The organism is Aureispira sp. CCB-E (assembly GCF_031326345.1).
Taxonomy (GTDB): Bacteria; Bacteroidota; Bacteroidia; order Chitinophagales; family Saprospiraceae; genus Aureispira.
The window spans coordinates 2,431,479-2,458,191 of record NZ_CP133671.1; the positions used below are offsets into that span (position 1 = coordinate 2,431,479).

Here is a 26,713-nt window from a genome sequence, read left to right on the forward strand (position 1 = left end):
TAAAAACAGATGAAAAAAGCAGATAAACAAAAGATGCTGTATGGTGTTGGTGCGTTGGTCTTGGTGCTAATGGTGGTCTTTGTTCTTGGAAAGTTGCAAGGTAGAACAGAGAAGGAACAACGAGAAATAGACGTACAAGTGGACATCAAGGACGAGAACGGGCAAACCGTGACTTATGATCCCAATCCACTTCTAGAACGGTTGCACAAAGGTTTAACCACCCGTTATTATTTTGATTTTTCAGAGCGTTGTGATCCCATCAAAGAATTGTACTCTTTGGATTCTGTTCGATTTATGGCAGCCGTAAGAGCTTATAAAGTCAAATACGGCATAGACATTCAAGTTCACATGAAAGCCTGTAATGTGGATTGTAACGTAAATACAGGACTACAAGCATTGAGTTATTTTGATTTGATCTATCAGCGTATTAACAACCTAAAAGACATCATAAAATAATGAAAAATATATCTATCATACTAGTTGTAATCCTTCTTTTTGGGGTGGGCGGAGCGGTTGCTTTTGTCGTGCTGAAAAAGAAGAAAGACAAGGAAAAAACAATCCCCTCAGCGTTGAGCGATTCCGTTGAAAGTCCTATCCTTGAAAACAAAGCGATCGGAGCAACAACCAATAACAAACCTGTTACAAAGACTCCAGTAACCAATCCAACAACAACAACCAACGAAGCGGTGCAAATGGATATTGTTATTTCGGATATAGACACAAATAACAGGCGTTTTGAGTACGATATGCACTATCAAGGCGTTCGTTACAAAGGCATTTTTGAAGATGGTGTCACCGCACCAATGATCCAAGTTAAAAAAGGCTTTGGTTCTTTTATGATTCAACAATTGAAGCGAACCAAAGCAACAAGCCCAAAAACAAAAGGCGATAAAATGGGCAGCTCACTTGCTGTGAAAAACGACCTTGTTAGTTTATCTATTTTAGACCTAAAAGGACAGACGTTAAAAGCGGTCAATGTGAACCTAGCAACAGGCGAACAAAAGAGCCTAAATAATAGCCCCAATCCTAAAAATTTATATCAAACCTTTACAACCTAACAAATCATGTTCAAAAAACACAAATTCAAATTTTTAGCCCTGCTTCTTATCTTGGTCGTCGGTGGTGGTGTGGCGTACTATTTCAAGAAAAAAGAAGTAGATAAAAAAGCGGCAAAAATGGACGCTAAACAAACCCAAGAGCAAGCGCCAAAAGAACCGCTTGCGGTTGATCCTGTTTCTGATAAACCAATCAAAAAACCAACTACAAGCGAAAAAGCAACCACAAAGGAATTGGTGGTCTCGAAAGGAGACAAGCAGCTCCTTGCTAAACCTAAATAAAGACCATGAAAAAGACCCTAAAAAAGAACCAACAAGCCCTAATTGGGGGGCTTGTTGTCATTGCCTTGATCGTTGTTTATGTTAAAAGAGATGTTCTAAAAACTTTCTTCAGTAAGTCGAAGAAATTGCCGTCTACTCCTGCTGCAACAACTGCCAGCACCAACTCCTCAACACTTTCAGAAAATGATATTGTCTTAAAGAAAGGAAGTAGTGGCACACAGGTAAGAAAATTGCAGCAACTTTTGAACGACAAGCACCGCCAAAACAAACCGACTTTTACGCCATTGTTGGTCGAAGATGGGAAGTTTGGAGCACTAACTGAAACGATGCTAAAAAAATACACCGGCAAAACAAGCATTACCCTTAATCAACTCCTTAAAGCCCTTTCCTAATGCCTTTTTTTATACCCTTAATCATAGGAGCAAGTACAACAGGCTTTTTGTGGTATAATTCAGCGAAAGAGGACAAAAAGGAACCCACCTTTAACGAAGAATTATTAAAATTGGCATACCCTGTTTTATTGCTATTGATGGTTCTTTTATTCTTTCGTTGGCTGTATCACAAAGGTACTCCTTAAAAAACTAAAACCATGAAAAAAACAGATAGTGCCATGCTAGGCGGTGCGATTGTCACCCTATTAATTTTTACCTATGGACTAAAGACCCAAAGAGGGTGGAAATATTGGGTGTTCTCCATGTTGTTTATTCCTTATGCAGGCGGTGCCATTGGCTATGCACTAGGACAGGAGGAAACGACCACAGCAACCAAAGAGCGAAACCCACTAGAAATGATCTAAGCCATGAGCAGTCCTTTAAAACTAGTCCACAAAAACAAAAAAGTCCTATTTTGGGGGCTGTTGTTGGTCGTGGTTTTGGTCGTAACCGCTGCCACTCGAAAAGTGCGCATTATAGACAAAAGCCGTCAATTAATGCGCTCGAGTAGTAAACAATACCGAACAAGATCGCTCGATAGCATCAACCAAATATTTGTCCATCATTCGGCAAGCATTGGACAAACCGCCGAAGATTATGCCCGTTATCATGTACAGTCGAGAGGATGGCCGGGGATTGGTTATCATTTTGTGATCGAGGTCAACGGCGATATTATACAAGGCAATCCCTTAACCAATGTTTCTTACAATGTAGCAGGACACAACACTCGAGGGATTGGTATTTGTTTGAGTGGAGATTTTACTAGACAAGAACCCAGTGCCGCACAGCTTAAAAGTTTGGGGCGTCTGATCGCTCATCTCCGCAGACAATTACCACAATCTTTGGCGGTCAATGGTCACAAAGAGTTCGGGCAAACGTCTTGCCCTGGCCATCATTTAGAAAAGCATTTATACAAATTTCAATAAACCCAATCCTATGAGAATTGAAACCACAGGCGATTTTTTAGCCATTAAAGACAATCAATTAGAAGTAAAACATTTGATCCCTAAGAAGGGAATTTTTGTACACCAACATCCTATTGATAATGATTTTATTTTGTTGTCGGATCGCTCGAAAAAGAGTATTAAAGATGCCATTCGAGTGCGAGTATCACAATTAGACAAAGTAGGCAATTATTTGGTTTACAATGCTAGTCGGGGAATCGCTTTGATTTACCTTTCTATTTTATTAGACCCAACCAAAAGCATTTTAAACAGCCCTAATAAGGTCGATGGTCATTGGTTAATGAATGCCAATTCTGATGAGTTTCCGTTGGCTTATGGTGATATTTCCAACCAACCAACACACATTTTTAATTCTTATGATGCAAGTGGAGCGGTGTTATTATTGGAAGATGCCCCCGATGATAGCTTTTCATTTCGCATTACCAACGGCAGTTTGTGGCACGCATGGCTAAAAAATGTTGATGATGAAAATATTTTTGTCTACAAAGGGAGAACCGATACCCAACAACAAATTTCAGTAGGTAGAACGGTGCAGGTAGATTACGACATCAACACCAATTTATACACCATTACTGATCTTTAAAACAGGTCTCAAAGCGGTTAACTCTAAAGAAAGATAGAATAAGGCTTTTAAACTACGTTTAAAGGGTGTTTTTACGCCTTTTAGGCGTCTTGTTTAAGTTTTTTTGAAGTCTTTTGTTATTATTTTGTTGTCGCTGTGATCGCAACGAGTATCACAGTTTGAAAAGCTATTAAAAAACGTCTTGAATAGTACGTATTTTGGGTAACTTTTTTCTATTAATTGCAAAAGTAGATTTTAAAAACCTAGTATTTATCGTGGTTGTGGCGTTTCGTTTTTTCTTGGTAAATTGGAGCTGTTGTTCTTTCTTGAAACGAACGTAAAAAGCCCTTGACAATTATTGTTTGTCAAGGGCTTTTTTGTGTTTCAATCCTACTTTTATTGGATACTGGTTTAGTGTTAATAAATGCGATGAGTGTATACGGTTTGAAATTTGTTTCAATCCTACTTTTATTGGATACTGGTTTAGTGTATAGGTTACTTAACTGCTCAATGTTATGTATCAGAGTTTCAATCCTACTTTTATTGGATACTGGTTTAGTGTTAAACCTGGTGACCGTGTCAAGTTGCCCTATGTGTAGTTTCAATCCTACTTTTATTGGATACTGGTTTAGTGTAATAATTATTAGATTTGAGTTTCAGGGCAGTCTATGTTTCAATCCTACTTTTATTGGATACTGGTTTAGTGTACATTTTTGATTCAATCCAAACGGGTGATATTAATGTGTTTCAATCCTACTTTTATTGGATACTGGTTTAGTGTAGATATGCACGGCGTTTCACTTGGTAATATTACCGTGTTTCAATCCTACTTTTATTGGATACTGGTTTAGTGTGAGTTGAGACAACAGCAAGTCTATTCACACTTGCAAAGTTTCAATCCTACTTTTATTGGATACTGGTTTAGTGTGAGTTGAGACAACAGCAAGTCTATTCACACTTGCAAAGTTTCAATCCTACTTTTATTGGATACTGGTTTAGTGTGGTAAAAGGCGCTAAAGAGGCAGCAGAACAAATACAGTTTCAATCCTACTTTTATTGGATACTGGTTTAGTGTTTAAGGCGTTTACACGGAATCCTACCACTTGCGCAGGTTTCAATCCTACTTTTATTGGATACTGGTTTAGTGTATGACACCATGGCAATTAAAGTATCCTCCATGAATGGTTTCAATCCTACTTTTATTGGATACTGGTTTAGTGTTATCATACTAGATTATCCGAAGAAGATAATAATGATTGTTTCAATCCTACTTTTATTGGATACTGGTTTAGTGTATGACATTGGAAGAAGCAAACAGCTTCACCAAACTTTCGTTTCAATCCTACTTTTATTGGATACTGGTTTAGTGTAGACTCTTTGAGCAGGTCAGTTTGAACATCTTTCAGTTTCAATCCTACTTTTATTGGATACTGGTTTAGTGTCAGAAGAAATCAACAAAATGTCTTTTGAGGATTTCGTTTCAATCCTACTTTTATTGGATACTGGTTTAGTGTTGGAACTAGTTCTATTTCTAAGGCATGTGAGGAACGGTTTCAATCCTACTTTTATTGGATACTGGTTTAGTGTGAAAAAGAATACAAGAACACGAGGCAGAAAAGGAAGTTTCAATCCTACTTTTATTGGATACTGGTTTAGTGTAAGCCGTGAACCAAATCAACCCATCTATTGCCAAAGAGTTTCAATCCTACTTTTATTGGATACTGGTTTAGTGTGCCCTTTGGAAGAGGAGTACAAAGCTGCTCAAAAGTTTCAATCCTACTTTTATTGGATACTGGTTTAGTGTCTGCTGAATACAAAGAGAAACGACTATCAAACATCATGGTTTCAATCCTACTTTTATTGGATACTGGTTTAGTGTGAAGATAAAACCAAATCAAGGTTTAAAATCAAAAAGTTTCAATCCTACTTTTATTGGATACTGGTTTAGTGTATTGCCCTAATTTATTTTGCACAGAGGCTTTCCAAGGTTTCAATCCTACTTTTATTGGATACTGGTTTAGTGTAGTATACCTAACAAGTTAAGATATGATATTTAAAAGTTTCAATCCTACTTTTATTGGATACTGGTTTAGTGTAAATTGCTAAGGCTCTTCATCCTTACGATGAGAGTATGTTTCAATCCTACTTTTATTGGATACTGGTTTAGTGTATAAAGAACCATCATTTCTATGCAGACCCAAATTACAGTTTCAATCCTACTTTTATTGGATACTGGTTTAGTGTGTGTATAATGATTCAAGCAGAAAGCGGCTTATTAGGGTTTCAATCCTACTTTTATTGGATACTGGTTTAGTGTGAGATTTTCACGCCTTTAGAAAGGAGAAATTGCACGAGTTTCAATCCTACTTTTATTGGATACTAGTTTATATGTCAAATAACTATTGTTGTTGTAGAAACGAATATAAATAAAAAAAATTAATTGCCCTACAATAAGACAATTAATTTTAAAATAGAGTATTTTTGAAAATATTGCTTTTCAACTTTAAAGGTCTAAGACTAGATGTTGTATGGTATGAATACAGGATGTTATACTATTGGCATGCTCTACACTGTATTGCGATTCGGTTGCATCTCGAAGCATTAAACTTTGCGCTTCTATTAAGAATGTTAAATAGTCAAGTTTTCGTTCTTTTATATCTTCTAAAAGACCTCGAATATTATCTATGGATTCTAATACTGGACTGGGGCAGTTGCGACCATTGGCGCAGTTGCTGTTGTGTTCTTTCATTTTTTTAGCCGTTGATTTTTAAAGAAAAAAAGGTTACCCCTACAACGGCTAAATTGTCCTCTATGTAGCGAACTACGAGAGAGGTAAGGAGTAACCTATATCTTATATTTTACCAAACTTGATTTTGAGAGAAATAATTCCCTACATATTAGAGTAACAATTAGCCGTTGTTAAACCCAAAGCTAGTTTTTTTTAATGGTAAAAACAAATTTGGATGTTAGAAATAATAAAAATAGCCTTATCGAAAAAATCGGTAAGGCTATTTTATATCAATCCTACTTTTAGTGGATACTAGTTTAGTATTCTTTAAGCAGTATGGTAGTATAGGACTGCTTAGTAAAAAAAATGTATTTTATAATCCCTGATAATGCGACAAAATATATCACATATCAGGCTGTTTTATTTTAAAGGCTTTAAAACCCCTTTTTTTGTAAGAAATCAAGCATTTTTTGGTATATATTCCAATTTACATCCCGCCCACAGTAGACAGCGTAAAAATTATTTACCCCTGTAGGAAATGGATTTTCCACCCTGCATTTTTGTATGTCCACAGCATCTATCTTATGGTGGTTCAAATATGCTTTTGTTTTTTCCATTGCTATTTCCTTGAGCATTTTCTGTATCTCTAACATGATTCTATTTTTAATATTATTTGAGTTTCAATCCTACTTTTAGTGGATACTAGTTTATATGCCAAGTAACTATTGTTGTTGTAGAAACGAATGTAAATAAAAAAAATTAATTGCCCTACAATAAGACAATTAATTTAAAAATAGAGTGTTTTAATTTTTTTGAAGTAACTAAGGTATTTAGAAAATCTTACTCTTTAACTCTCTTATTCGATCATTCTTAACCCCAAAGCTCTCTAAATATCGTTGTGTCGTCTCCAAAGACGAATGCCTAAAATGTTTCATCAAAGCCGCAGCATTGACCCCTTCCTCGATCATATCACGGGCGGCGGTATCTTTCCAACTATAAAAGGATTTATTTTCTATATCCGTCAAAAGATTGTATGTCGCCAATTGTTTTAATACGATTCTATGTTTGTTGCAAATGGTATTCACACCACATCGAGCAGGAGCAGGCAGTAAGTCTTTGCCAAAAACAAAATACTCTAAAGGGTATTTAGTGATTCTTATTTCTTTCAAAAACTCAATCAAATGATTAGGCATTGTAATACGAGCGAGGTTCTTGTTTTTGGTGCTTTCTCCGCTTAGGGTAATCATACCCGTTTTGACGTCTATATCTTCGATTTTAAGCCGTCTTAATTCAGCAGGGCGCAAAGCACAATAATAACAAAGCGAAATAGCCAATAAAAGCCCGTTATCTTTGTCTTTTAGAAAATTGCAAATAATACCCGTTTCAGCAGAACTAAAAACCCGTCTTTTCTTTTGGGGAACTTTTAGCCTTTTGATGCCTACAAATGGATTGTTGTTGATATACCCACGATCTACTAAAACATAAAAAAGAGACTTCATGTTAATTAGGTAATTGTTTCGAGTAATGGGGGCAACCTTCTTTTTTAGCAAGACATAGTCTAAATATTGCAAGGCATCCAATTTGGTAAAATCTTCTAAATGGCTGTCTATATTCCCCAATTCTTCCCAGTATTTTGTAAAGCGCTCTAATAAGCTACTGTAGTCTAAGATTGTTTTTTTTCTTGCTTCATGTTTTTTTAGCTCTAAAGCTATCTTTAATCCTTCAATTAATTTCATATTAATATTTGATTTGGTTTTGTTGTGTCACAAAATGTATTTAAAAATCACGCTTGGGAATGTGTAAATACTATTCTAAAGGGGAAGGTTCGACACAGTTTGCACAGGCGTCACACTTTTATTTTGTTAGAACTGTGCTTTGTAGAGTGTTGGTTATTAGTTTTTTATGCGAAAAAATCACAGAAGTACACTTTTTATGTTTCTTTTCTTGTAAAGTTTTAAAAAAATAAAAATGAAATTTTTTGTTTGTCACTTTTTAGGCTGTTTTTGAAATTGTAATTCTAAATAAAATCAATGTTTGGAATTGAATCCAAAATTTTATTAGAGTTATGAGAGGTATATAAATAGCAAAAGGCGTAAATAATTGTTTTTCAATTACTTACGCCTTTAAAAATATAGGTGGAGAGTATCGGACTATAATTTTTAGAACCTTATTAGTTGGTATATAGGTAGATACATATATTTTTAGACAGCCTTTGTCTGTTCTAGCTTTTGTAAGAGATTTTTGTTGTGAAAATGAACGATTTGTAACAAAATATCATTGTATATCCAAGAAGATAAAAAATATATTCTATCACTGTATAATTAAACGTTATTAACAGATGATTTATTTAGTTCACTTTTATAAAGGCTCACTGTATTAACACCAAATACAGTGAAAAATGAGAGTAAATAAACATCGTAGTGGACTACGAAAAACTTTTGGCTTAATTGAGGATTATGGATTGATTGACTTCCCAAAGAAAATTTCAGGAACAAAAATTTCAAGAGCGCTTTATGGCAATCGCTTGGGATGCTCCTGGTGCTTTCCTCATGGATGGGAAGTTGTAAATTCAAAAAAAAGCAAATACCAGCGTAATTGGAAAAGCTTTAGAAAAACTCAATGGAAGTAAAAGTAGAACATGAGTCATCCCGAATTTTTCGGCGATGACTTTTTTTTTGGAAAAAAGATAGGAATCTACTAGATTTAATTACCACAAAAAATTAGAGATTCCTATGTATTATAATAAACTACAAGATACAGAAAATATCAATAAAGAGAATGGAGCAGGATGGACAATTTTACATCGCTCACATCAATACTTGTCTAAATTACTCTTAAAACTAGATGAAGATTTAGATAAACGTTTGGTGCGTACATTTTATAATGTATTTATAGCAGTTTTAATGTCAAGAAATCGTTCAGATGCCTTGCTATTGACCGAGTTAGGCGCCTTAGTTCTTGGTCCTAAAAAAGCTAAAGCAGGAGTAAAACGTGTGAGTAATTTATTTCGCAGTAAGAAATGGGATTACCAAATAATAGATCAACATTTAGAAGAAGAGTTTGTTGCTAGATTGGAAGATAAGCAAGAATTAGGAAAAAGTTGGTTGATGCTCTGGGATGATAGTGTACTAGAAAAGCCCGAAAGTTGGTTTAGTGAAGGGCTAAGCCCAGTACACAGTAAGAAGAGTCAACGGTTAACACGAATAAAACCAGGTTATTATGATAAGCATAAACGTATTTGTGTTCCTGGATTTGAGTGGTCGGGTGCAGTTTTAACCTCCTTGCATGCGAAGGAAGTTCCTCAAATATCTAAAATGCGTTGGTTTGCCACAAGAGGTAAACATAAAGAGGAAAGTTCGGAGATATTTTATCGGATGTTTAATGCTCTAAATAAACGTGTAGCATCTACACAAGCGGATGTGCTTCATGTCTTTGATAGAGGTTATGCCAATGGTGTTTTTGTAGAACGTATGCTCAACTTTAAAGCAAAGTTTCTAGTTCGTTGGAAAAAGCTTAATAATTTGATTGATGAAAATGGAGTGAAGAAAAATACCTATCGTCTTTCTCTGGGACAAAAAGCTAAGGATCATCGCCTAATATGGGATAATATTCGGAAAGAAACGAGAAGCGTCAAAATACTCTACCGAAAAGTAGCTCATCCATGGTTTCCCCAAACAGATTTATACCTCGTTATTGTTCGTGATAAACGCAAAGGCACTTCTCCTATGTACTTGCTAACCAATGAAGTAATTGACACTTGTGGCAAAGCATGGGAAATGTTCTATTCTTATATGAAACGATGGGATATTGAACAGGTTTTTAGATATGGAAAATCAGAGTTGGGTATGGAGTCTCCTAGGCTTTGGTTCTTTGAAAATCGTCTTAAAATGTTGATGTTAGTTACTTTGGTAATGGATTTTTTGTTTCGGATGTTGAGGAACTTTAGAGCAACTATGACTACTATCATTAATATTTGGTGTCCTAGAACAGGAAATCGGCACCGAAAGACTTCGATGCCGATTTACAGACTTAGAAAAGCCATCCATTTTATCTTAACATTTTTATTTTGTCAATGTGCTTTAGAAAATTCGGGATGACTCATGTTTTTTTTTTTAATACAAAATCAAGATCTTTATAACGAATGGATAATAGGAACAATAAAGTTAGACTTGTGAAGTATGATTATTTAGAAAAAATGAAGGCTAAAGAAAGACTTTCAGATAATGAAATAAAGAAACTAATTAGATACGCTATTTATGAGACAGATTTAAGCTCTAATGGCGACTTCTTAAAGCCTTGCCTTGTTCAAATAGGGGTAAAAGATGTTAGTGCAAAAATTTATGAATACTATAAAAACGGAACGATTAGAGAAAAAATAGGAGCTTTGAAATTGTGGTATTGGGTGAGAGAAGATGTAGATTATTTTTGTACAAAAAGGAAGAAATTAATAAAGAATAAACACGCTATAAAAAATAATAAAACCGAATATGTTAATCGGTTAGAACTTTTAAAATCTGATTTTAAAAAGTGTAATGATGTGCTTTTGAAATTCTTTTTTCAATGGGCAATTTTTACAGAAAGGGATTCTAGTCTATTTGAAGGCTTGCCTGAAACCGTTCCAGAGTTAAAAGGCTATTTAATAGAAAAGAAGGCAATGGATAGTTTGAGGATTCTCAATATAATGTTTCCTAATTTAGCGGCAGAATTCTAACTTCTATTAAGGTAGAAGAAAAGTTAATTCTGCTAGATAAAATAAGATTGTTAATCCAAGTCACAAATAAGGAAAAAACAAACAAAAAAATAAGAGAGCCTCTTCAAAAAAAACTTTCTCCAAAAATACCGTTTTATTTTTCCAACTTCCAACAAGCATAAAATTAATAGAGCGTGTATTTAGTGTAAGTTATTGATAATTAATAAGTAATAATAAAATAATAACTAAAAAAAGTACTAAAAAGCTGTTGGAGCCTGTTGGAAAAAGGTATTTTTTGTTGGAAAAATCAGAACGCATAAAAAAAGTGTTGGATTTCCTTTTTCCTACAGATTGTAGGAAAAAGTCCTACTTTTCCAACAAAAAGCCGATTTATCCAACACTTTGTAAGGGTGTTGGAGAGTTATTTTGTTGATTATTAGTTGTTTATGTGTTTGTTGGAATTTTGACCCCAAAAAAACATATAAGAGGGAGAAAGAAAGAAAAAATATACAAAATAGCTGTTTTGGAAAAAGTCACTAAATTCTTTCCTTTTACTCTTTTTGCTCTCTTAAAATCAACAATTGTATAAGCTTGTCTTTTTCTAGCAAGGCTTGATCTTTACAAATAATAATTTGTCGAAGTTGAGCCAGCTCTTGCTGCAACATTGTAATGATTTGTTTTGAATCTTGTTCTCTGGTTGGTACTTGTTCGATATTGTTAGAGTCGGATAATTCGGAATGATTGATAAGAGTATTATCATCTCCAATAACGATATTCATATTTAGAGTCAGGGTTAAAATAATGATATTATATTTTTCAGGTTGTGCTTTCATGTATCTAAAAAAACACGAATATTTTTTTGTTTAGTTCCCCGAAAAATAAAGATATATTTCCTTTATATATTACTTGCCCTGTAACAATGAAATAATCATTTCCTTGTCTTTTATTTGATTCTCCAAAGTGGCTATATTGCCCTCTAGTACTGACTTAGACTCTTCTAAGATTAATTTAGACTCTCGTAATAATTGGTTGGCGGTTTGTTCTATTTGGATCTCTTTTTTCAAAGATTTGATTTCTATTTTTAGATTTTTTATTTCTGCTTTTAGCTCCTTGAGCTTTGAGTCATTCTCACTTTGAATAACTGTATTGTCTCCAGTATTGGTATTGTTACTGTTGGTTAATTTGCTGTTGTGGATAATAGTATTATTACTGTTAGTTGCTTTTTTAAATGCCTCTATGTCTCTAAACATTTCCCCTTCTCCGACTAGTAGCCAATATATATTAACCTCTGGATAGTTTTCTATAAGTGGAATTATAATTTTAGAACTAGGAAGACTATTGCCCTGCAGTATTTTATTTATAGATGTAGAAGAGACTTTTAATTTTTTTGAAAATTGAGCACCATTCGTATTTAGGGCAAAGAATAGTTCTTTAAATCTTTGATGTATAGACATTTACTGTGCTTTTTTGCTTTATGGTGTTATTTTGTTATAGTGAAAACTGCAAAAATAATCGGTAAAAAAGTGTATTTTTTATCCTAAAAAGTTGCAAATCGGTAAAAAAGTTTATATAATTGTAATGTTAACAATAACTACTTAGTGGAATGAGCCAATTATTGTTAACAGAAAAAGTTCTAAATATTTAGCCATACAAGGTACTAACTTTTTGTATTAGGCTAAAATATCTTAATGTCTTTATTTATTGTGAAGTGATTCTGTGGGAAGAATTACAAACGGATGAACGGCTGCCAGGCTGTAGCTACTATACTTTATCAAGGGGTTGATATAGTAGTATAAGGTTCGAGTCCTTACGTTCAGCAAAAATTCCATAATTATTTAATTATAAGTATTCAACAAGCTACTTTGTTTTGATAAGTGGCTTGGCGAAGCTTTGTCTAAAACCAAACAAATATAACTATGAAAAAAGGATCGCTAACACCACAGCAACTTTTTTGCCAGCTCTTAGATCAATTGGCAGTAAACGAATACCGAGAGCTGCACAAAAAAATAGGAATCACAAAAAAAATGCTAACACATATGCGCAATGCGCCACATAGTGCTACTTATGAAATGACGTTGAAGTTTGCCAAAGCCTTAAATGTTGATCCCGTAGAATTAATTGATCTGTATGATTTTGGCGCTTCAAGAATAACCGTAGAAGAGTATAAAGGATTAAAATAAAAAAAGCTCCTAAGCGGCAACTTAGGAGCTAAAAATTAGCTGTCTATGTAGACAGAAAAAACAGACTTCAAAATTATGAAAAAATTTGCAAAAAATCCATATTCCCTCGCTCGTAAGGGAATAAGTTCTTTGATTGCCTCCGAAAGTATGGAGGCAACCTTAGCTAAAAAGTTTCAACACACCACCTTTTCCAAACGTTTTTGGATGGTCAATTTGTCTTTGATGTTCCTAGCTTTTGCCGTGCAAATGGCTAGTTTAATTACAGCAGGTTTTATGTTGTATCATTACTTTGGCAATGTTCCGATGCTGTTAAGGATCCCTTTGTTACTGGTTGTTATTTTAGTGATAGAAGTTATTAAGCGGATTGCATTGGATGATGTGTTTAAATCTGCTTTTCAATACCGAGAATTTGAACCGTTTTCTTTTGTTGTTTCAATGGTATTTGTGGGTATTAGTATCGGTATCTCTTATGGAGGGGCTTCTTTTGTTGCGGCTCTGATGGTGAACCAACCTAAAGCTATTGAACCAAGTTTAAAAAGTGCGGCTCCCATCCAAAACAATTATCAAGCGCAAATTGCAGCCATTGTACAAGAACGGGACACGATTCGAGCTACTCGTTTGTACCGTGGCAAGCTAAGAAGTGAAGACCAACGAGCGATTAATAAGCACAACGAAACGATTAAAAGTTTGCAAACAGAGCAGCGGCAAGAGCTGCAGTCGTTGGCACAAGAAAATGATTCGTTGGCAGTCGCTGCAGCTGCAGCAACAGCGGTGTTAATTGCGCAAGCAACTAAGGAATGCCAGGCGTTGGAACAACAGTTAGAATATGCGGTGCTTATCTTTGAATTGTTGCTGTTATTGTGCTTGTCGTTTAGTTGGTGGTATTATGATAATTGTCGAAAAGAGCGCCTTGGAATGGCAGAAAATGCCGACATAGAAACGGCAGAAGAGGAGGAAGGTACTCCTTCTAGCACGCCAGCCGTTACTACAGCCGTTACGTCCATTACTCCAGCAGCGACAGGAGGAGAAGCGGCTCCCATCTTGAGCCAAAAAAAGATTGGATTTATTGATTATGAGCAGACCGAAACGGCAGAAGAAAACGACAGCCATACGATAGCAAAGGAATTAGAATATACTCGTAAATGTCCTGTTTGTGAAACGGGTTTTATTCATAATTCATGGAATCACACCTACTGTACAGAAGCCTGTAAAATCAAAGCTTGGGAAAAGCGGACGAACAGAAAATATACAGGGCCTACGACTAAAAAAGCATAACTAACCCCCTATAAAAACACATTATGTATATTACGAATTTAGAACAATTGAAATCAAAATTTGAGATAGAAACAGTAGTTGCTGATTTAACGGATTGGAATGAGGGAATGAAGCCTTCTATGTGCTGCCCATTTCATAAAGAAAAAACGCCTTCTTTTTCTATCTCAAAATCAAAAAATATAGCCACTTGTTTTGGGAGCTGTGGCAAGACGTACACCCCAATTAGTTTTGTAATGGAATACAAACAATTGGACTTTGTGGCAGCGGTAGAATATGCTGCAAAATTGCATCGGGTAGCGGTGGAGTATGCGGAGCAATTGAGCGAAGAGCAGCTGGAGGAGCTGAAAGCTCGACAAATCAAAAAAGAGCAATATTTGCTTTATAATCGTTTGGTTGCCGAGGCTTATTTTAAGCATCATCATGGAGAAGAGGAGCTGGTTGAAGAAATCTATTTTGGAGAAAGGAGTTTAAAAGGGGCAACGGTTCAAGCTTTTGGCATTTGTCAAAGTTCGGTGAATTGGCATTTTACCGAGGATTTGAAATTAGACAATACAACCTTGAAAGAATTGGGCATTATCAAGAAAGGAAAAAAGGGCTTTTTTGATGTGTTTAGAAATCGTATTTTATTTCCTATTCATAACCCTAGTAGGGCAGTGGTTGGTTTTGCAGGTCGAGCGATAGAAGAGGAGCAAAAACCTAAATACTTGAACAGCTGTGAAACGGATCTATACCAAAAGGAGCAGCTCTTGTATGGCTTGAGTCAGCAACTCCAAGAAATCAAAGCATCCAAAGTAGTTTATTTGGTAGAGGGGTATTGGGATGTTTTGAGTTTGTACGATGCGAAGTTCTTTGGAGTGGTAGCCGCTGGAGGAACATCGTTGAGTGTTGCACAAGCAAAATTGATCAATCGTTATGCGGAGCGTGTTGTTTTGTTGTATGATGGCGATGAGGCAGGAATAGAAGCAGCTGTTCGGAATATGCCCAAATTAATAGAGTTAGGACTTCATGTTGATATTATTCCTTTGCCCGAAAATCAAGATCCAGATAGTTTTATAAGAGAGATAGGAGGCGAAGCCTTTGCTATTTTTTGTAAAGAGAACAAAACAGATGCGATTAATTGGTATTTGGAGCATGAGCTGCAGCACTCAGAAAGAGATAATTTTGCGACTCAACGCATTAGTGAATTGGCGATTAACTTAATTGCAAAAATCAAAAATGAGTTAGCGCAAGATTGTTACATTCGAGATGTGTCTAAGCTGTTAGATATAAAACAAAGTGTGTTATCCGTGCAGCTCAAGGATAAAATGGGCGAATTGAATTTTAATGCAGAACAACAAAGTCTAACAGCAGCCCAGCGCAAAAGCTTGTTTAAATATGGCATGTATGAGGATGAAAATCAATATTGGTGCAGTACTGGAAAAGGTGCTTATGATTGTGTGTCTAATTTTGTAATCAAACCTTTGTTTCATCTCAAGTCAAAAGAAAATCCAAAGCGCTTGTTTGAGCTGTTGAATAAATACAATCAAAAAGTTGTCTTAGATGTTGAAACGGTTGTTTTGGTTGGTTTGGATAAATTTAGAGTAGCAGTTGAAGCAGAAGGGAACTATTTTTTTACGGGTAATATAGCGCAATACAATCGCATCAAAGCCAAGATTTATGATGAAATGAAAACCTGTTATGAAGTTGATGTGTTGGGCTATCACAAGGACGGTTTTTATACTTTTGGAAATGGCATTTATACCATAGAAAAAGGGTTTGTTCCTGTGAATAAATACGGGATTTTGTCTTATAAAGACAAGCGTTATTTTTTGCCTGCTTTTAGCGATATTTACAAGGATTCGGATATGTCCTTTAAAGATGAAAAAAACTTTGCTTATCAGGACTCAAAAATTACCTTCAAACAATGGTCTACTTTGTTTTGTAAGGTGCATGGGAGCAAAGGACAAATAGCCATCTGTTTTTATATTGCGGCTCTGTTTAGAGATGTGATCCATGAGTATGTCAATTTTCCTCTACTCAATTTGTTTGGTCAACCAGGAACAGGAAAATCATTTATGGGAAAGAACCTTTCGTATATGTTTGGAATTGCTAAGGATGGTTTTAACCTCAATAGTGGTACGTTGGTTGGGTTTTATAATCGCTTGGTTTTGGCTCGGAATGCCCTGGTATTTTGTGAGGAGTATTTTAATTCGATAGACTTTAGATTTATCCAGGGTTTGAAATCTATTTACGATGGGATTGGACGAGAAAAAGGACAAAAGACAGGAACAAAAAGTTTGGTCAGTGAGATTTATTCCGCTTGTGTATTTGTAGGGCAGGAGCTGCCAACGTTTGACAATGCTTTGTTTACTCGTGTAATTAATTTGGCATTTTCACAAACAGAATACAGCCAAGAAGAAACGAATGCTGCAGAAGAATTAAAAGCCATGCGCAAGAATGGGGAATTAATCAACATCACGGCAAAATTAAGCGCTTTTAGACCATATATCCAAGCCCATTATGAGGAGCAATACAACCGTACTTTTTCAGCCATTAAAAAGGCAGTCGCTCAAAAAGGAGTACACACTCGATTAGTTGAAAATAACGCTGCTATTTTAACGGTTTTTGATTTGCTGAAGGAAAAAGTTACTTTTCCTTTTAGTGCAGATGAAGTGTATCAAAATTGTATTGATAATATCTTGCACCAAAACGACCAAATCCACAGCGAAACAGAAACGGCCATGTTTTGGGATTTAATCGAGTACCTGGTAAGTACTGGACTCTTGGAAGAGGGCGTGGATTATAAGATTGAGGAAAAATCGGGCTGGAAAAATGTTTCTTATGATAAGCCCAAATATATCTTGTATCTATCGTTTGCCAAAGCATTTCCTTTGTATCGTGAATATCACAAGCGCCAATTGGGCAAAGATGGTTTAACAAAATCTTCTTTATCACATTATCTCAAGACACACCCAGGCTTTATTGATTATTTGAAAAGTACGAGAATGGGCAGAAAAAATACCTCTGCTTTTGTCTTTGACTATGATGGATTAGGTATCAATATCAAAGAAGAACCTAAAGTATCATACGATTATACCGCTGAAAATGAGATTTGGGAGGAAATGGAGGAACACAGGCAAGAGCAGCTTAAAAAACAAATGGAAGCTCAAAAAAAATAGCCTTTTAAGGCGATTTAAAAACAATCTTCTGAATTACGCCATTGAATAAGAGCTATAAAGAAGGGAAATTTTTATAAGTCAAAATCATATAATACATTTGAATAGGAATGGATGACGAACGGTCATCAAACAGGACACAAAGAGACCCCTACACCCCGCCACACTTAGCTAAATCCCTAAATAGCGTCTTTGTGTTCCTGTTTTTTTTCTCTTCCTCCCAAAACTTCACCAATAAAGGATACAACATCCTTTTGACTCCATTATATAAATAAAAGATTAGTCTAGCGAACAATACCCTATCACAAATAGCTTGTGATAGGGCTAAACATCGCATATAGAGCCAAATAATTAATTGATCATATTCTAAATAAACGATGGTTATGAGTGTATCAAAATACATAATACTCCAAAGAGGTAATAAAATAACTTACCAAGAAAAGACGCTTAAAATAGTTGATCCTGTAAGCGTCAAAGTAAGGGAGGTAAAAAGCACTAAAGTAGTAGGAATAAAAGGACAAGCAGCGACTCAAGCTCAACCGATAGACAAACTTGCTGTCTTAGCGATTATTCATAAAGAAATAGAAGTCTTGATGGATGTTGAAAAGGAATTGAACAGCAAGGGAATGACAGAAGATGAATTGTTATTTGGAGAAATAATAGGGAATGGTTCTAGTGTCCTTAATTCTGAAATAAGAAGCTTAAAAGCAATTCTTTCTAAAATAGAAAAACTCTAAAAATAAAGGGCTGAAAAAAACGAAAATAAAAAGGAAAATAAAAACGAAATAAAAGCCTAAAAAAAACGAAAAAAAAACGCTGTAAAAACGAAATAAATGCGTTTAAAGCCTAAAAAAGGCAGAAATGTCTCTTTTTAGAATTTTAGAAAAAAACGTTTTCAAAAACGAAAAAAAAAGCCTTAAAAAATGTAAAATAATTTTTTTAAAAAATAATATTATAATCTATGAATCGTCAGCACACAAATATCAACCCCTTGACTGTTCATGCCCCTATTGTTGCCTCCAAATTAGGCAGATACCGAGCGGTAAAAGGCGTTTTTATTCTTCGTAAAAATGATAGGGTAATTTATATAGGAAACTCCAAAAATATCTATAAGGCTGTGATTCGGCTGTTTCAGAAAAAGGGAGTTTTGTACCATATAGATAGACGTACGGTTAATTTTGAGATTGTTATTCCATCTTTTAGAGTCCAAACAACCGAAATCATTTTAAAGCGTCTATTTAAGCCTAAATATAATATTCGACCTCTACCCAAAGAGAAACAAACAACGGCTCAAAAAAGGCAATCTAAACGACTTTTAGAAAGTTACCTAGAGCAAACTCGGTTTGAGGTTGAGGTTCATAAAGAAGGAGAACATCAAAGCGATAATTAAGACTTTATCAAGTTGAATTGATGTTGATTGAAAGCTATCTCATTTTGAGGTGGCTTTTTTTTATGCAAAGTTTCAAACTTTTTTTTAAAAGTTATTAAATTTTTAATGGAATAACATTTTTTGTATCTATTTTACTGTTTTCGGTTGTTTTATTAGCTCGTTAGAAGGCTAAAAAGCAAAAGTATAATTTGATAAATTCCTATAAAACACCCAATAATGGATGGTAAATCTTTGAATATAGCAGAAGATAAAATACAACAGCTCAAACAACTCTTTCCTGAAGTATTCGCAGAAGATAAGATTGATTTTGATAAACTCAAATTGATTTTAGGTGAAGAGACACTTGCCAAAGAGGAACGCTACGAATTGAATTGGGCAGGTAAATACGATTCTTTTAAAGAGATTCAGAAGCAAACAACGGCTACCCTTATTCCTGATCCTGAAAATAGTATTGATTTTGATACCTCTGAAAACATCTTCATAGAAGGGGAAAACTTGGAAGCTTTGCGTGTCCTACAAAAAAGCTATTACGGTAAAATCAAGATGATTTATATTGACCCTCCGTATAATACGGGCAACGATAGTTTTGTCTATCCTGATGACTATACCGAACGTAGAAGCGAATACGAAGAACGTACAGGTATCAAAGATGAGGACGGCTTCTTGAATAAACAGGATTTATGGAAAAAGAACACGAAAGAGAATGGTCAGTTTCATTCGGTTTGGTTGTCTATGATGTACCCTCGCTTGTTTTTGGCTCGTAATCTGATGCGTGAGGATGGGGTTATTTTTGTGTCTATTGATGATAATGAGGTTGATAATTTAAAATTATTAATGGACATGGTATTTGGTGAAGAGAATTTTATCGCAACTCTTGCAGTTCAACTTAATCCAAGAGGTAGAAACTTAGATAAATTTATTGCTAAGACCCACGAATCAGTAATCATTTTTGCAAAGAACATGATGGAAGAAACAACCATGTATGGACTTAAAAAAGAAGGGAAAATGGTTAGTGAGTATAATAAAAATGATGGCAAGAGAGGTGCTTACCGCTTGATAGGTTTAAGAAATCGAAATCAAGCATTTAACCCTACCACACGTCCAAAACTTTTTTACCCATTATATGTAAGAACATCCGATGGTGCTGTTTCGCTTGAAAGAAATAGCGAATTTACAGAAGAAGTTTTACCCAAAACAGCAGAGGGAGTCGAAACATGTTGGACTTGGGGAATGAATAAAGTTAAACAAGAAAATCATTTATTAGTTGCTGAAATCTCAGCAGAAAGATGGAGAATATTCAGAAAAGATTATTTGTATGATGAAAATGGTAATTCAGCAAAAACATTACCTAAATCGGTTTGGGTAGATAAGGAAATTAATAACGACTATGGAAAAAAATCTGTAAAAAATCTTTTAGGTAGTAATATTATGGATTTTCCAAAATCATCTTTCCTTATCGGAAAAATGATAAAAGCATCTACTTCATCTCAAGATATTATATTAGATTTTTTTGCAGGAAGTGGTACAACAGCTCACTCAGTCTTAAACCTCAATCAAGAAGACAACGGCAATCGCAAATTCATCTGCGTACAAATGCCTGAACCCACCCCAAAAAACAGCGAAGCAAAAAAAGCAGGTTACGACACCATTAGCCAAATATCCCAAGCAAGAATCAAAAAAGTAATAGAGCAAATCAAAGCCGAACAAGAAGGTAAACTAGACTTTGACAAAGACCATCCACAAGATTTAGGTTTTAAGTCTTTTAAACTTGCGCCCTCTAATTTTAAGACTTGGAGAAGTGATGCAGAAGGCGAAGCCTTAGCAGAACAACTAGCCCTATTCCAAAGCCCTTACAAAGAAGGAACAGAGCAAGAGAATATGTTGTATGAGTTGTTGCTCAAAGCAGGTTTCCCCTTAACTGTTCCCATTCAAAAAGAAAATGTAGAAGGTATTGCTTTGTATATCGTGGATGGGGGCAAAATGCTCTTATCTTTAGAAGCTATTAACGAAAAAGTATTAGATTATGTCTTGGAAGTGAAGCCTCAACGCTTTGTTACCTTGGACAAGTTGTTTGGTAAGGATGACCAGTTGTTAACGAATACTCGTTTGCAATTGCAGGAGATGGGGGTTGATTTTCAGGTAATTTAATTATTGTGTTATGAATGATTTAGAAGGCTATTATGAAGAACCTATTATGGAAGAAGAAGAAACTTCTATCTCTCGTGTAGAAAAGGAGATTGATTATAAAAACTTTCTCATTGAACTTGCTTACCATGAAGCAAGTCATTTTGTTTTTGATCAGTTAATCTTAAAAATGAATCTAGGATTTACTCCTGTTTGTTCAATGTTTGTTCATGCTGATAAGGAAAATAAAATACTAGAAGGTAAAGTATCCTTATTGGAAAGAACTAATAATAAAAGTCCTTATGCTTTTTATAAACAAAATCCTATGCGATTGTATGCTTTTTTACTAGTAACATTAGCAGGTTATACTTCAAGGCTAGTATTTATTGATAATGATCCTTTTTTTATTAGTAAGACTGATTTAAAAAACTACACAGATGGTAAATTGTTTTACTATTCCTTAGACATTTTACCAAGAGATGTTGATGATGTAAGAAAAACACAAGATTATATTCGAGAGTTTTTAAAAATACAGAGAAATCAGCAAAAAGAAATGATAACTAGTTTAGTAGCTGATATTGAGTTGTTAATGGAAAAACCTGCTATGAATTTAGCAATTAGATATGTTAAGAACATATTAATCGAAAATAATGGAACTGAAATAATTGGTCAAGAACTAGAATCTGTAAGATGGAAAACGGATATACTACTAAGTAAAATTTCTTTAGAAGATACAATTTCAAAATACCTATGAAGCTAAAATTTAGCAGCACACAAGCATATCAATTAGAAGCGATACAATCTATCGTTAATTTATTTGAAGGTCAGCCTTTAAATAAGGGCGATTTTGAAGTATCTTTTGCCGTTGAAGGTAGAAGTCTAGCCTTGACCAATAAAGGCGTAGGAAACAAGCTGGTATTGTCTCCTGAACAGTTACAAAAAAACTTAGAGAAGGTACAAGAAGAAAACTTTGGTGCAAAGGTGGACGACTTCTTGCAACCTTTAGTTTTTAACGATAAAGACAACCAAGAAACTAGTCTTACTATTCCCAATTTCACTGTAGAAATGGAAACGGGAACGGGTAAAACATACACCTATCTAAGAACCATTTACGAATTGAACAAAGTCTATGGATTTAAGAAATTTGTGATCGTTGTTCCTAGTGTAGCCATACGAGAAGGTACGCTCAAGAATTTAGAAATTACGCACGAACATTTTCAAGGGATTTATAACAATCCTCCTATTAATTATACGGTTTATGATAGTAAGAAATTAGCCGCCTTACGAAGTTTTGCAACTGCTAACAGTATTCAAGTTTTAGTAATTAATATTGATAGTTTTGCCAAAGATGACAACATTATCAATCAAGTACGAGAAACAGGCGTTAAACCCATAGAATACATACAATCTACACAGCCTTTTGTTATTGTGGATGAACCGCAAAACATGGAAACAGACATTCGTAAGCGAGCGATTGCAAAATTGAATCCTTTGTGTATTTTACGTTATTCTGCTACACACAGAAATTTGTACAATCTAGTGTACAAATTAGACCCTGTACAAGCTTATGATTTGGGCTTGGTTAAACAAATAGAAGTAGATGGCATTAGTACAGGAGAAAACCATAGTGCGACTTATATTGAGTTTGAAAAAATCATTAAAAGTAAGAGTAAGGTAAAAGCTCAACTCAAAATTTATGTTAATGACAAAAACGGGGTTAAAGCTAAATCTATAAAGTGTCCTGTTGGAGCAGACCTTTATAAATTGTCAAAAGAAAGGGATATATACAAGGATGGTTTTATTATTAATAGTATCAATGCAGAATGGGGCGAAATTGAATTTTCTAATGGACTTTTATTAACTACTGGACATACTCAAGGCGGTTTGACAGATGAAGTAATGAAATTCCAAATAGAGCGTACCATTCAAAAGCATTTTGAAAAAGAACGTCGTTATAAATCTATGGGCATAAAGGTTCTTTCTTTGTTCTTTATAGATAAGGTTGCTAATTATAGAACCTATGCAGCAGATGGCAGCCCTATCAAAGGAAAGTTTGCGTTGTGGTTTGAAGAGTTGTTTGCTGAATATATGGCAAAACCAAGCTATAAAGACCTTTATAAATTTGATGTATCAGAAGTTCACAATGGTTATTTTTCCCAAGATAAGAAAGGAAAAATAAAAGATACTAAAGGCAATACAAAGGCAGATAACAGTACCTACAATCTAATTATGAAAGATAAAGAGCGTTTGTTAGATCAAGGTGAACCTCTACGTTTTATCTTTTCTCATTCTGCTTTACGTGAAGGTTGGGATAACCCTAATGTTTTTCAAATTTGTACGCTCAATGAGAGTAAATCCGATTTAAAGAAACGCCAGGAAATAGGACGAGGTTTGCGCTTGCCCGTAAATTCAGAAGGGGAGCGAATTTTTGAAAAGCGAATTAATGTCTTGACCGTTATAGCAAATGAAACGTACGCTGATTTTTCAGCACAACTTCAAAAAGAAATTCAAGAAGAAACGAGTGTTGATTTTTCAGGACGTATCAAAAACTCAAGGGCAAAAGCACAAATAAAATTGAGTAAGGAATTGACCCCTCAAAACTGCCCTGAATTTTTTGAATTGTGGGATAAAATAAAACATCGTACTCGTTATAGGGTAGAATATAAGACAGAAGATCTTATTCAAGCAGCTGTTGAGGCAATTAAAGGAATGCCGCCAACTAATAAGCCTTTATTAACTGCAGAAACTTATCAAGTAAAATATTCTGATACAGGTATTGAGGGAACTAAAACAGACCGAAAGAGTAAAAAAACGGATAATATTAAATATTTAATTCCTGATATTTACGGTTATATTCAAAGTAAGATAGATTTAACAAGAAGTACTATTTATGAAATTTTGATTCAATCAGAACGACATACAGAGTTAGAAATTAACCCTCAGTTATTTCTTGATAATGCAATTACTTGTATTAGAGGAGCATTAAATCAATTGATGATTGATGGTATTAAGTATCATAATATTGATGGTAGTTATTATGAAATGCAGCTTTTTGAAAATGAAGAAATAGAAACGTATCTAAGTAATTTATTAGAGGTGAGGAATACGGATAAAACGTTGTATAACTATGTTCCTATTGATAGTAGTGTAGAAGAAGAATTTGCTAAAAATTGTGATGTAGACGATAATGTTAAGTTTTATTTTAAATTACCCAGAGGTTTTAAAATCCCAACGCCTATTGGGAATTACAACCCTGATTGGGCGGTTATTTTTGATAATGATAGACGTATTTATTTTGTTGCAGAAACGAAATCTAGTACAGATCCTACGAAACGTAGAGTTGCAGAAAATTTAAAAATCGCTTGTGGTGAAAAACATTTTGCTTTGTTTGAAAAAGATGATGTAAAATATAGGGTTGTAGACAGCATAGAAGGACTACTTAAATAAAAAAAGCTCCAAAGGAAATTAATCTTTTGGAGCTTTTTTAATTCTAAATGCCAGGAAAATTAGCCCTCAGATCCCCCAAATCAGAAACACCCAATTGCCTCAAATACTCGTCCACTTGATCAAGCGAATTATGGCGCAATTGAATCTGCAGTTGCTTGATGTGGATACCAGCTTTAACAGCAGCCACAGCTCCCGTATGCTTCCAGCTGTACACCTTGTAGCGCTTCGTATCAAAATTTAACTCTTTGAGTAGTTTTCGGTGGCGATCTCCCATCGTATTTTCTCCCATTGGTTTCATATACTTGTGCCCTTTGAATACATATTCATTCGGATTACGCCCCATAATGCGCTTTTCAACGGTAGGAAAGAAGGCATCAGGAATCGTGATATACTGGAGCTTTTTATTTTTAGCAATATCAGGATGCACAATAATTTTTTGTTCCTCTAGCATAATGTCCCCAACCTTGAGCTGGCGCAGCTCTGAGCGAGGTCGAAGGAAACAGTAATAGACACACTGTACAAAAAACTATAATTCAGGATCTTTGTTTTTCATTGCTTTTGATAAGTAATATAAAACCTAATAATCGCTAAATCAACCGAATCCTCGTTATGCATTCTTTTTATATTTTACCATGAAACTAATAATCGGTTATCATAGTATTATGTATTGTAATTCATTTTATTTTTATAAAAAAAGAAGCATGAAAAAGAAAAAAATCGTAGTACTGGCTTCTATGATGTTTCTTGCTACAGTTACTTTTGCTCAAAAAGAACAGAAAGAACAGAAAGAACAAAAGGAACAAAAGGAACAGAAAGAAATGACAGTAAAAGAGTGTGTTGACAAAGGAATGAAAGATAGATCATTAGGAGAAAAAGTGGTTGACTATTTATTCGAAGGCTCTAGAAGAAATAGAGAAGCAACAATAAGAAGAGGATGCCAATTAGACAAACTAAAAAAATGAATCGTAACCTTTTAGTTTGTCATAAAACAAGAAAAAGCATCCCGTACTGTACAGAAAATAAAAAGCTCCAAAGGAAATCAACCCTTTGGAGCTTTTTGCATTCTAAATACCAGGAAAATTAGCCCTCAAATCCCCCAAATCAGAAACGCCCAGCTGTCTCAAATACTCATCCACTTGATCCAAGGAATGATGGCGCAATTGAATTTGTAATTGTTTCACATGCACACCAGCTTTAACCGCCATTACAGCGCCCGTGTGCTTCCAACTATACACCTTGTAGCGCTTCGTATCAAAATTTAACTCTTTGAGTAGTTTTCGGTGGCGATCTCCCATCGTATTTTCTCCCATTGGTTTCATATACTTATGCCCTTTGAATACATATTCGTTTGGATTACGCCCCATAATGCGCTTTTCAACGGTAGGAAAAAAAGCATCAGGAATCGTGATGTACTGGAGCTTTTTATTTTTAGCAATATCAGGATGCACAATAATTTTTTGTTCCTCCAACATAATGTCACCTACCTTGAGTTGTCGCAGTTCCGAGCGAGGTCTAAGGAAACAGTAATAAACAAACTGTACAAAAAACCATAGTTCGGGATCCTTATGTTTCATTGCTTTTGATAAGTAATCAATTTGGCTCTTGGTAAAATAAGTAGCAGGAACCGATTGCCTTTTTCGGCTCTTAATGTCCTGAATCAATTCTTCCTCATCAATCCATTGTAATGCATTTCTGACATTCTGCAAATAATCATTAAAGGTAGAAGGATTAATATGCTTATCGGTTAGCTCTTGGAAAAAGTCGTTGATACTTTTTCTTGTCCAGGGTTTTCCCTGCATCCATTCTAGGAAAATAAAGATTTTAGATTTTTTGCAATGGTAGGTCTTTTTTCTCCAGGTCGGCTTCCTGTTTTCTAAAGCTTGTACAATGATTGCTTTGATTTTTTGATACTGGAGGTTTTTGTATTGTTGAGTAATCTCAAAAATAATCTCGTCAGCGGCTTTGTAGCGTTGTTTTGTAGTCGGTAAGTGGTTTAATCCTTTGTAGATGCGGATTCGTTTGCCTTTTTCATTGTAATAATAAATGAACCATTGTTTGGTTAAGTCTCCAGCGTAATCGTGAAGTTTAGGCAGAATTTTTTTTGCTGTTATCATATTGAATTTTTTTCAAAATTCTCATACAACAGATAGAATAAAAGATTATTTGTCTAAAATAAAAACTAAAAACCTGATTGTCAGGCTTTTAGTTGATTGGGTGGAGAGTATCGGAATCGAACCGACGACCTTTTGACTGCCAGTCAAACGCTCTAGCCAACTGAGCTAACCCCCCTTGTTGGGCACGAATATAGAATATAAAAATAAAATTTACCAAATAATTGGTATAAAATCTACTCTAATAATTGAATTTTGGGCTAAAAAGTTCAGCAGATAGAATTTTTTAGAAAAAAAATGTATTTCTAAGACTTCCTA

General features: G+C 34.8%; 27 protein-coding genes and 1 tRNA gene. 20 read left to right on the forward strand and 8 right to left on the reverse strand.

The annotated features are described in order from the left end of the window. Positions 1-9 precede the first annotated feature (9 nt). Genes QP953_RS09285 through QP953_RS09320 form a run of 8 tightly spaced genes read left to right on the forward strand, consistent with a single transcriptional unit; the run spans position 10 to position 3,316 of the window. Positions 10-456: a hypothetical protein gene (locus tag QP953_RS09285; RefSeq protein WP_309554765.1), complete on the forward strand. Its 447-nt coding sequence runs from the start codon at positions 10-12 to the stop codon at positions 454-456. Continuing rightward, positions 456-1,058: a hypothetical protein gene (locus QP953_RS09290; protein ID WP_309554766.1), complete on the forward strand. Its 603-nt coding sequence runs from the start codon at positions 456-458 to the stop codon at positions 1,056-1,058. Before QP953_RS09285 ends, QP953_RS09290 begins: the two co-directional genes overlap by 1 nt. 6 nt (positions 1,059-1,064) lie before the next feature. Continuing rightward, entirely contained in the window at positions 1,065-1,337 is a 273-nt protein-coding gene (locus QP953_RS09295; protein WP_309554767.1) for a hypothetical protein, read from the forward strand. A gap of 5 nt (positions 1,338-1,342) precedes the next feature. After that, complete coding sequence (locus QP953_RS09300; RefSeq protein WP_309554768.1) at positions 1,343-1,729, forward strand: hypothetical protein; 387 nt, start codon at positions 1,343-1,345, stop codon at positions 1,727-1,729. Further along, positions 1,729-1,914: a hypothetical protein gene (locus tag QP953_RS09305; RefSeq protein ID WP_052596285.1), complete on the forward strand. Its 186-nt coding sequence runs from the start codon at positions 1,729-1,731 to the stop codon at positions 1,912-1,914. Before QP953_RS09300 ends, QP953_RS09305 begins: the two co-directional genes overlap by 1 nt. Positions 1,915-1,926: 12 nt before the next feature. After that, positions 1,927-2,133 carry a hypothetical protein gene (locus QP953_RS09310; protein WP_052596287.1) on the forward strand — a complete coding sequence of 69 codons (207 nt, stop codon included), beginning with the start codon at positions 1,927-1,929 and terminating at the stop codon, positions 2,131-2,133. A 3-nt stretch (positions 2,134-2,136) separates the two neighbouring features. After that, positions 2,137-2,694, forward strand: coding sequence for a peptidoglycan recognition family protein (locus QP953_RS09315; RefSeq protein ID WP_309554770.1), 558 nt, complete (start codon positions 2,137-2,139; stop codon positions 2,692-2,694). A gap of 10 nt (positions 2,695-2,704) precedes the next feature. Next, a complete protein-coding gene (locus QP953_RS09320) occupies positions 2,705-3,316 on the forward strand; it encodes a hypothetical protein (protein ID WP_309554771.1) in 612 nt (203 codons plus the stop codon). Between the two features lie 2,482 nt (positions 3,317-5,798). On the opposite strand, the gene QP953_RS09325 is transcribed toward QP953_RS09320, so the two are convergent. From QP953_RS09325 to QP953_RS09335, 3 genes are all read right to left on the reverse strand, one after another. Next, positions 5,799-6,044, reverse strand: a complete 246-nt coding sequence (locus tag QP953_RS09325) for a hypothetical protein (RefSeq protein WP_309554772.1) — start codon at positions 6,042-6,044, stop codon at positions 5,799-5,801. 413 nt (positions 6,045-6,457) lie between these two features. Next, positions 6,458-6,676: a hypothetical protein gene (locus tag QP953_RS09330; RefSeq protein WP_309554774.1), complete on the reverse strand. Its 219-nt coding sequence runs from the start codon at positions 6,674-6,676 to the stop codon at positions 6,458-6,460. Positions 6,677-6,853: 177 nt separating this feature from the next. Continuing rightward, positions 6,854-7,759, reverse strand: coding sequence for a site-specific integrase (locus QP953_RS09335; protein ID WP_309554775.1), 906 nt, complete (start codon positions 7,757-7,759; stop codon positions 6,854-6,856). Positions 7,760-8,421: 662 nt separating this feature from the next. On the opposite strand from QP953_RS09335, the gene QP953_RS09340 reads away from it, so the two are divergent. The 3 genes from QP953_RS09340 (at position 8,422) to QP953_RS09350 (ending at position 10,734) form a co-directional block, all read left to right on the forward strand. Further along, positions 8,422-8,652, forward strand: a complete 231-nt coding sequence (locus QP953_RS09340; protein WP_309554776.1) for a hypothetical protein — start codon at positions 8,422-8,424, stop codon at positions 8,650-8,652. Between the two features lie 103 nt (positions 8,653-8,755). Further along, positions 8,756-10,120: a hypothetical protein gene (locus tag QP953_RS09345; RefSeq protein ID WP_052600389.1), complete on the forward strand. Its 1,365-nt coding sequence runs from the start codon at positions 8,756-8,758 to the stop codon at positions 10,118-10,120. Positions 10,121-10,194: 74 nt separating this feature from the next. Further along, entirely contained in the window at positions 10,195-10,734 is a 540-nt protein-coding gene (locus QP953_RS09350) for a hypothetical protein (protein ID WP_309554777.1), read from the forward strand. 530 nt (positions 10,735-11,264) lie between these two features. On the opposite strand, the gene QP953_RS09355 is transcribed toward QP953_RS09350, so the two are convergent. Both QP953_RS09355 and QP953_RS09360 read right to left on the reverse strand, forming a co-directional pair. Continuing rightward, positions 11,265-11,546, reverse strand: a complete 282-nt coding sequence (locus QP953_RS09355) for a hypothetical protein (protein ID WP_309554778.1) — start codon at positions 11,544-11,546, stop codon at positions 11,265-11,267. A 69-nt stretch (positions 11,547-11,615) separates the two neighbouring features. Beyond that, positions 11,616-12,167 (reverse strand): hypothetical protein, encoded by a 552-nt coding sequence (locus QP953_RS09360; RefSeq protein ID WP_309554779.1) that lies wholly within the window; start codon positions 12,165-12,167, stop codon positions 11,616-11,618. Positions 12,168-12,629: 462 nt separating this feature from the next. Between QP953_RS09360 and QP953_RS09365 the strand changes: the two genes are divergently transcribed. The 8 genes from QP953_RS09365 to QP953_RS09400 all read left to right on the forward strand — a co-directional run bounded on the left by QP953_RS09365 (position 12,630) and on the right by QP953_RS09400 (position 24,284). Continuing rightward, a complete protein-coding gene (locus QP953_RS09365) occupies positions 12,630-12,893 on the forward strand; it encodes a helix-turn-helix transcriptional regulator (protein WP_309554280.1) in 264 nt (87 codons plus the stop codon). Between the two features lie 75 nt (positions 12,894-12,968). Beyond that, positions 12,969-14,168 carry a hypothetical protein gene (locus tag QP953_RS09370; protein ID WP_309554780.1) on the forward strand — a complete coding sequence of 400 codons (1,200 nt, stop codon included), beginning with the start codon at positions 12,969-12,971 and terminating at the stop codon, positions 14,166-14,168. A 23-nt stretch (positions 14,169-14,191) separates the two neighbouring features. After that, positions 14,192-17,326, forward strand: a complete 3,135-nt coding sequence (gene dnaG / locus QP953_RS09375; protein WP_309554782.1) for a DNA primase — start codon at positions 14,192-14,194, stop codon at positions 17,324-17,326. 380 nt (positions 17,327-17,706) lie between these two features. Beyond that, positions 17,707-18,060, forward strand: a complete 354-nt coding sequence (locus QP953_RS09380; protein ID WP_309554783.1) for a hypothetical protein — start codon at positions 17,707-17,709, stop codon at positions 18,058-18,060. A gap of 224 nt (positions 18,061-18,284) precedes the next feature. Beyond that, positions 18,285-18,713, forward strand: a complete 429-nt coding sequence (locus QP953_RS09385) for a hypothetical protein (protein WP_309554784.1) — start codon at positions 18,285-18,287, stop codon at positions 18,711-18,713. A gap of 216 nt (positions 18,714-18,929) precedes the next feature. Next, positions 18,930-20,861 carry a site-specific DNA-methyltransferase gene (locus QP953_RS09390; RefSeq protein WP_309554785.1) on the forward strand — a complete coding sequence of 644 codons (1,932 nt, stop codon included), beginning with the start codon at positions 18,930-18,932 and terminating at the stop codon, positions 20,859-20,861. A 10-nt stretch (positions 20,862-20,871) separates the two neighbouring features. Further along, positions 20,872-21,591: a hypothetical protein gene (locus QP953_RS09395; RefSeq protein WP_309554786.1), complete on the forward strand. Its 720-nt coding sequence runs from the start codon at positions 20,872-20,874 to the stop codon at positions 21,589-21,591. Next, a complete protein-coding gene (locus QP953_RS09400; RefSeq protein WP_309554788.1) occupies positions 21,588-24,284 on the forward strand; it encodes a DEAD/DEAH box helicase family protein in 2,697 nt (898 codons plus the stop codon). Before QP953_RS09395 ends, QP953_RS09400 begins: the two co-directional genes overlap by 4 nt. A gap of 43 nt (positions 24,285-24,327) precedes the next feature. Here QP953_RS09400 and QP953_RS09405 read toward each other — a convergent pair whose 3' ends face one another. Continuing rightward, complete coding sequence (locus QP953_RS09405; protein WP_309555557.1) at positions 24,328-24,762, reverse strand: tyrosine-type recombinase/integrase; 435 nt, start codon at positions 24,760-24,762, stop codon at positions 24,328-24,330. A 223-nt stretch (positions 24,763-24,985) separates the two neighbouring features. Between QP953_RS09405 and QP953_RS09410 the strand changes: the two genes are divergently transcribed. Continuing rightward, on the forward strand, positions 24,986-25,246 hold the full coding sequence (locus tag QP953_RS09410) for a hypothetical protein (RefSeq protein WP_309554790.1): 261 nt from the start codon (positions 24,986-24,988) through the stop codon (positions 25,244-25,246). Between the two features lie 102 nt (positions 25,247-25,348). Here QP953_RS09410 and QP953_RS09415 read toward each other — a convergent pair whose 3' ends face one another. Both QP953_RS09415 and QP953_RS09420 read right to left on the reverse strand, forming a co-directional pair. Next, a complete protein-coding gene (locus tag QP953_RS09415; RefSeq protein WP_309554792.1) occupies positions 25,349-26,398 on the reverse strand; it encodes a site-specific integrase in 1,050 nt (349 codons plus the stop codon). Positions 26,399-26,499: 101 nt separating this feature from the next. After that, a tRNA-Ala gene (locus QP953_RS09420) sits at positions 26,500-26,573 on the reverse strand. Between the last annotated feature and the right edge of the window lie 140 nt (positions 26,574-26,713).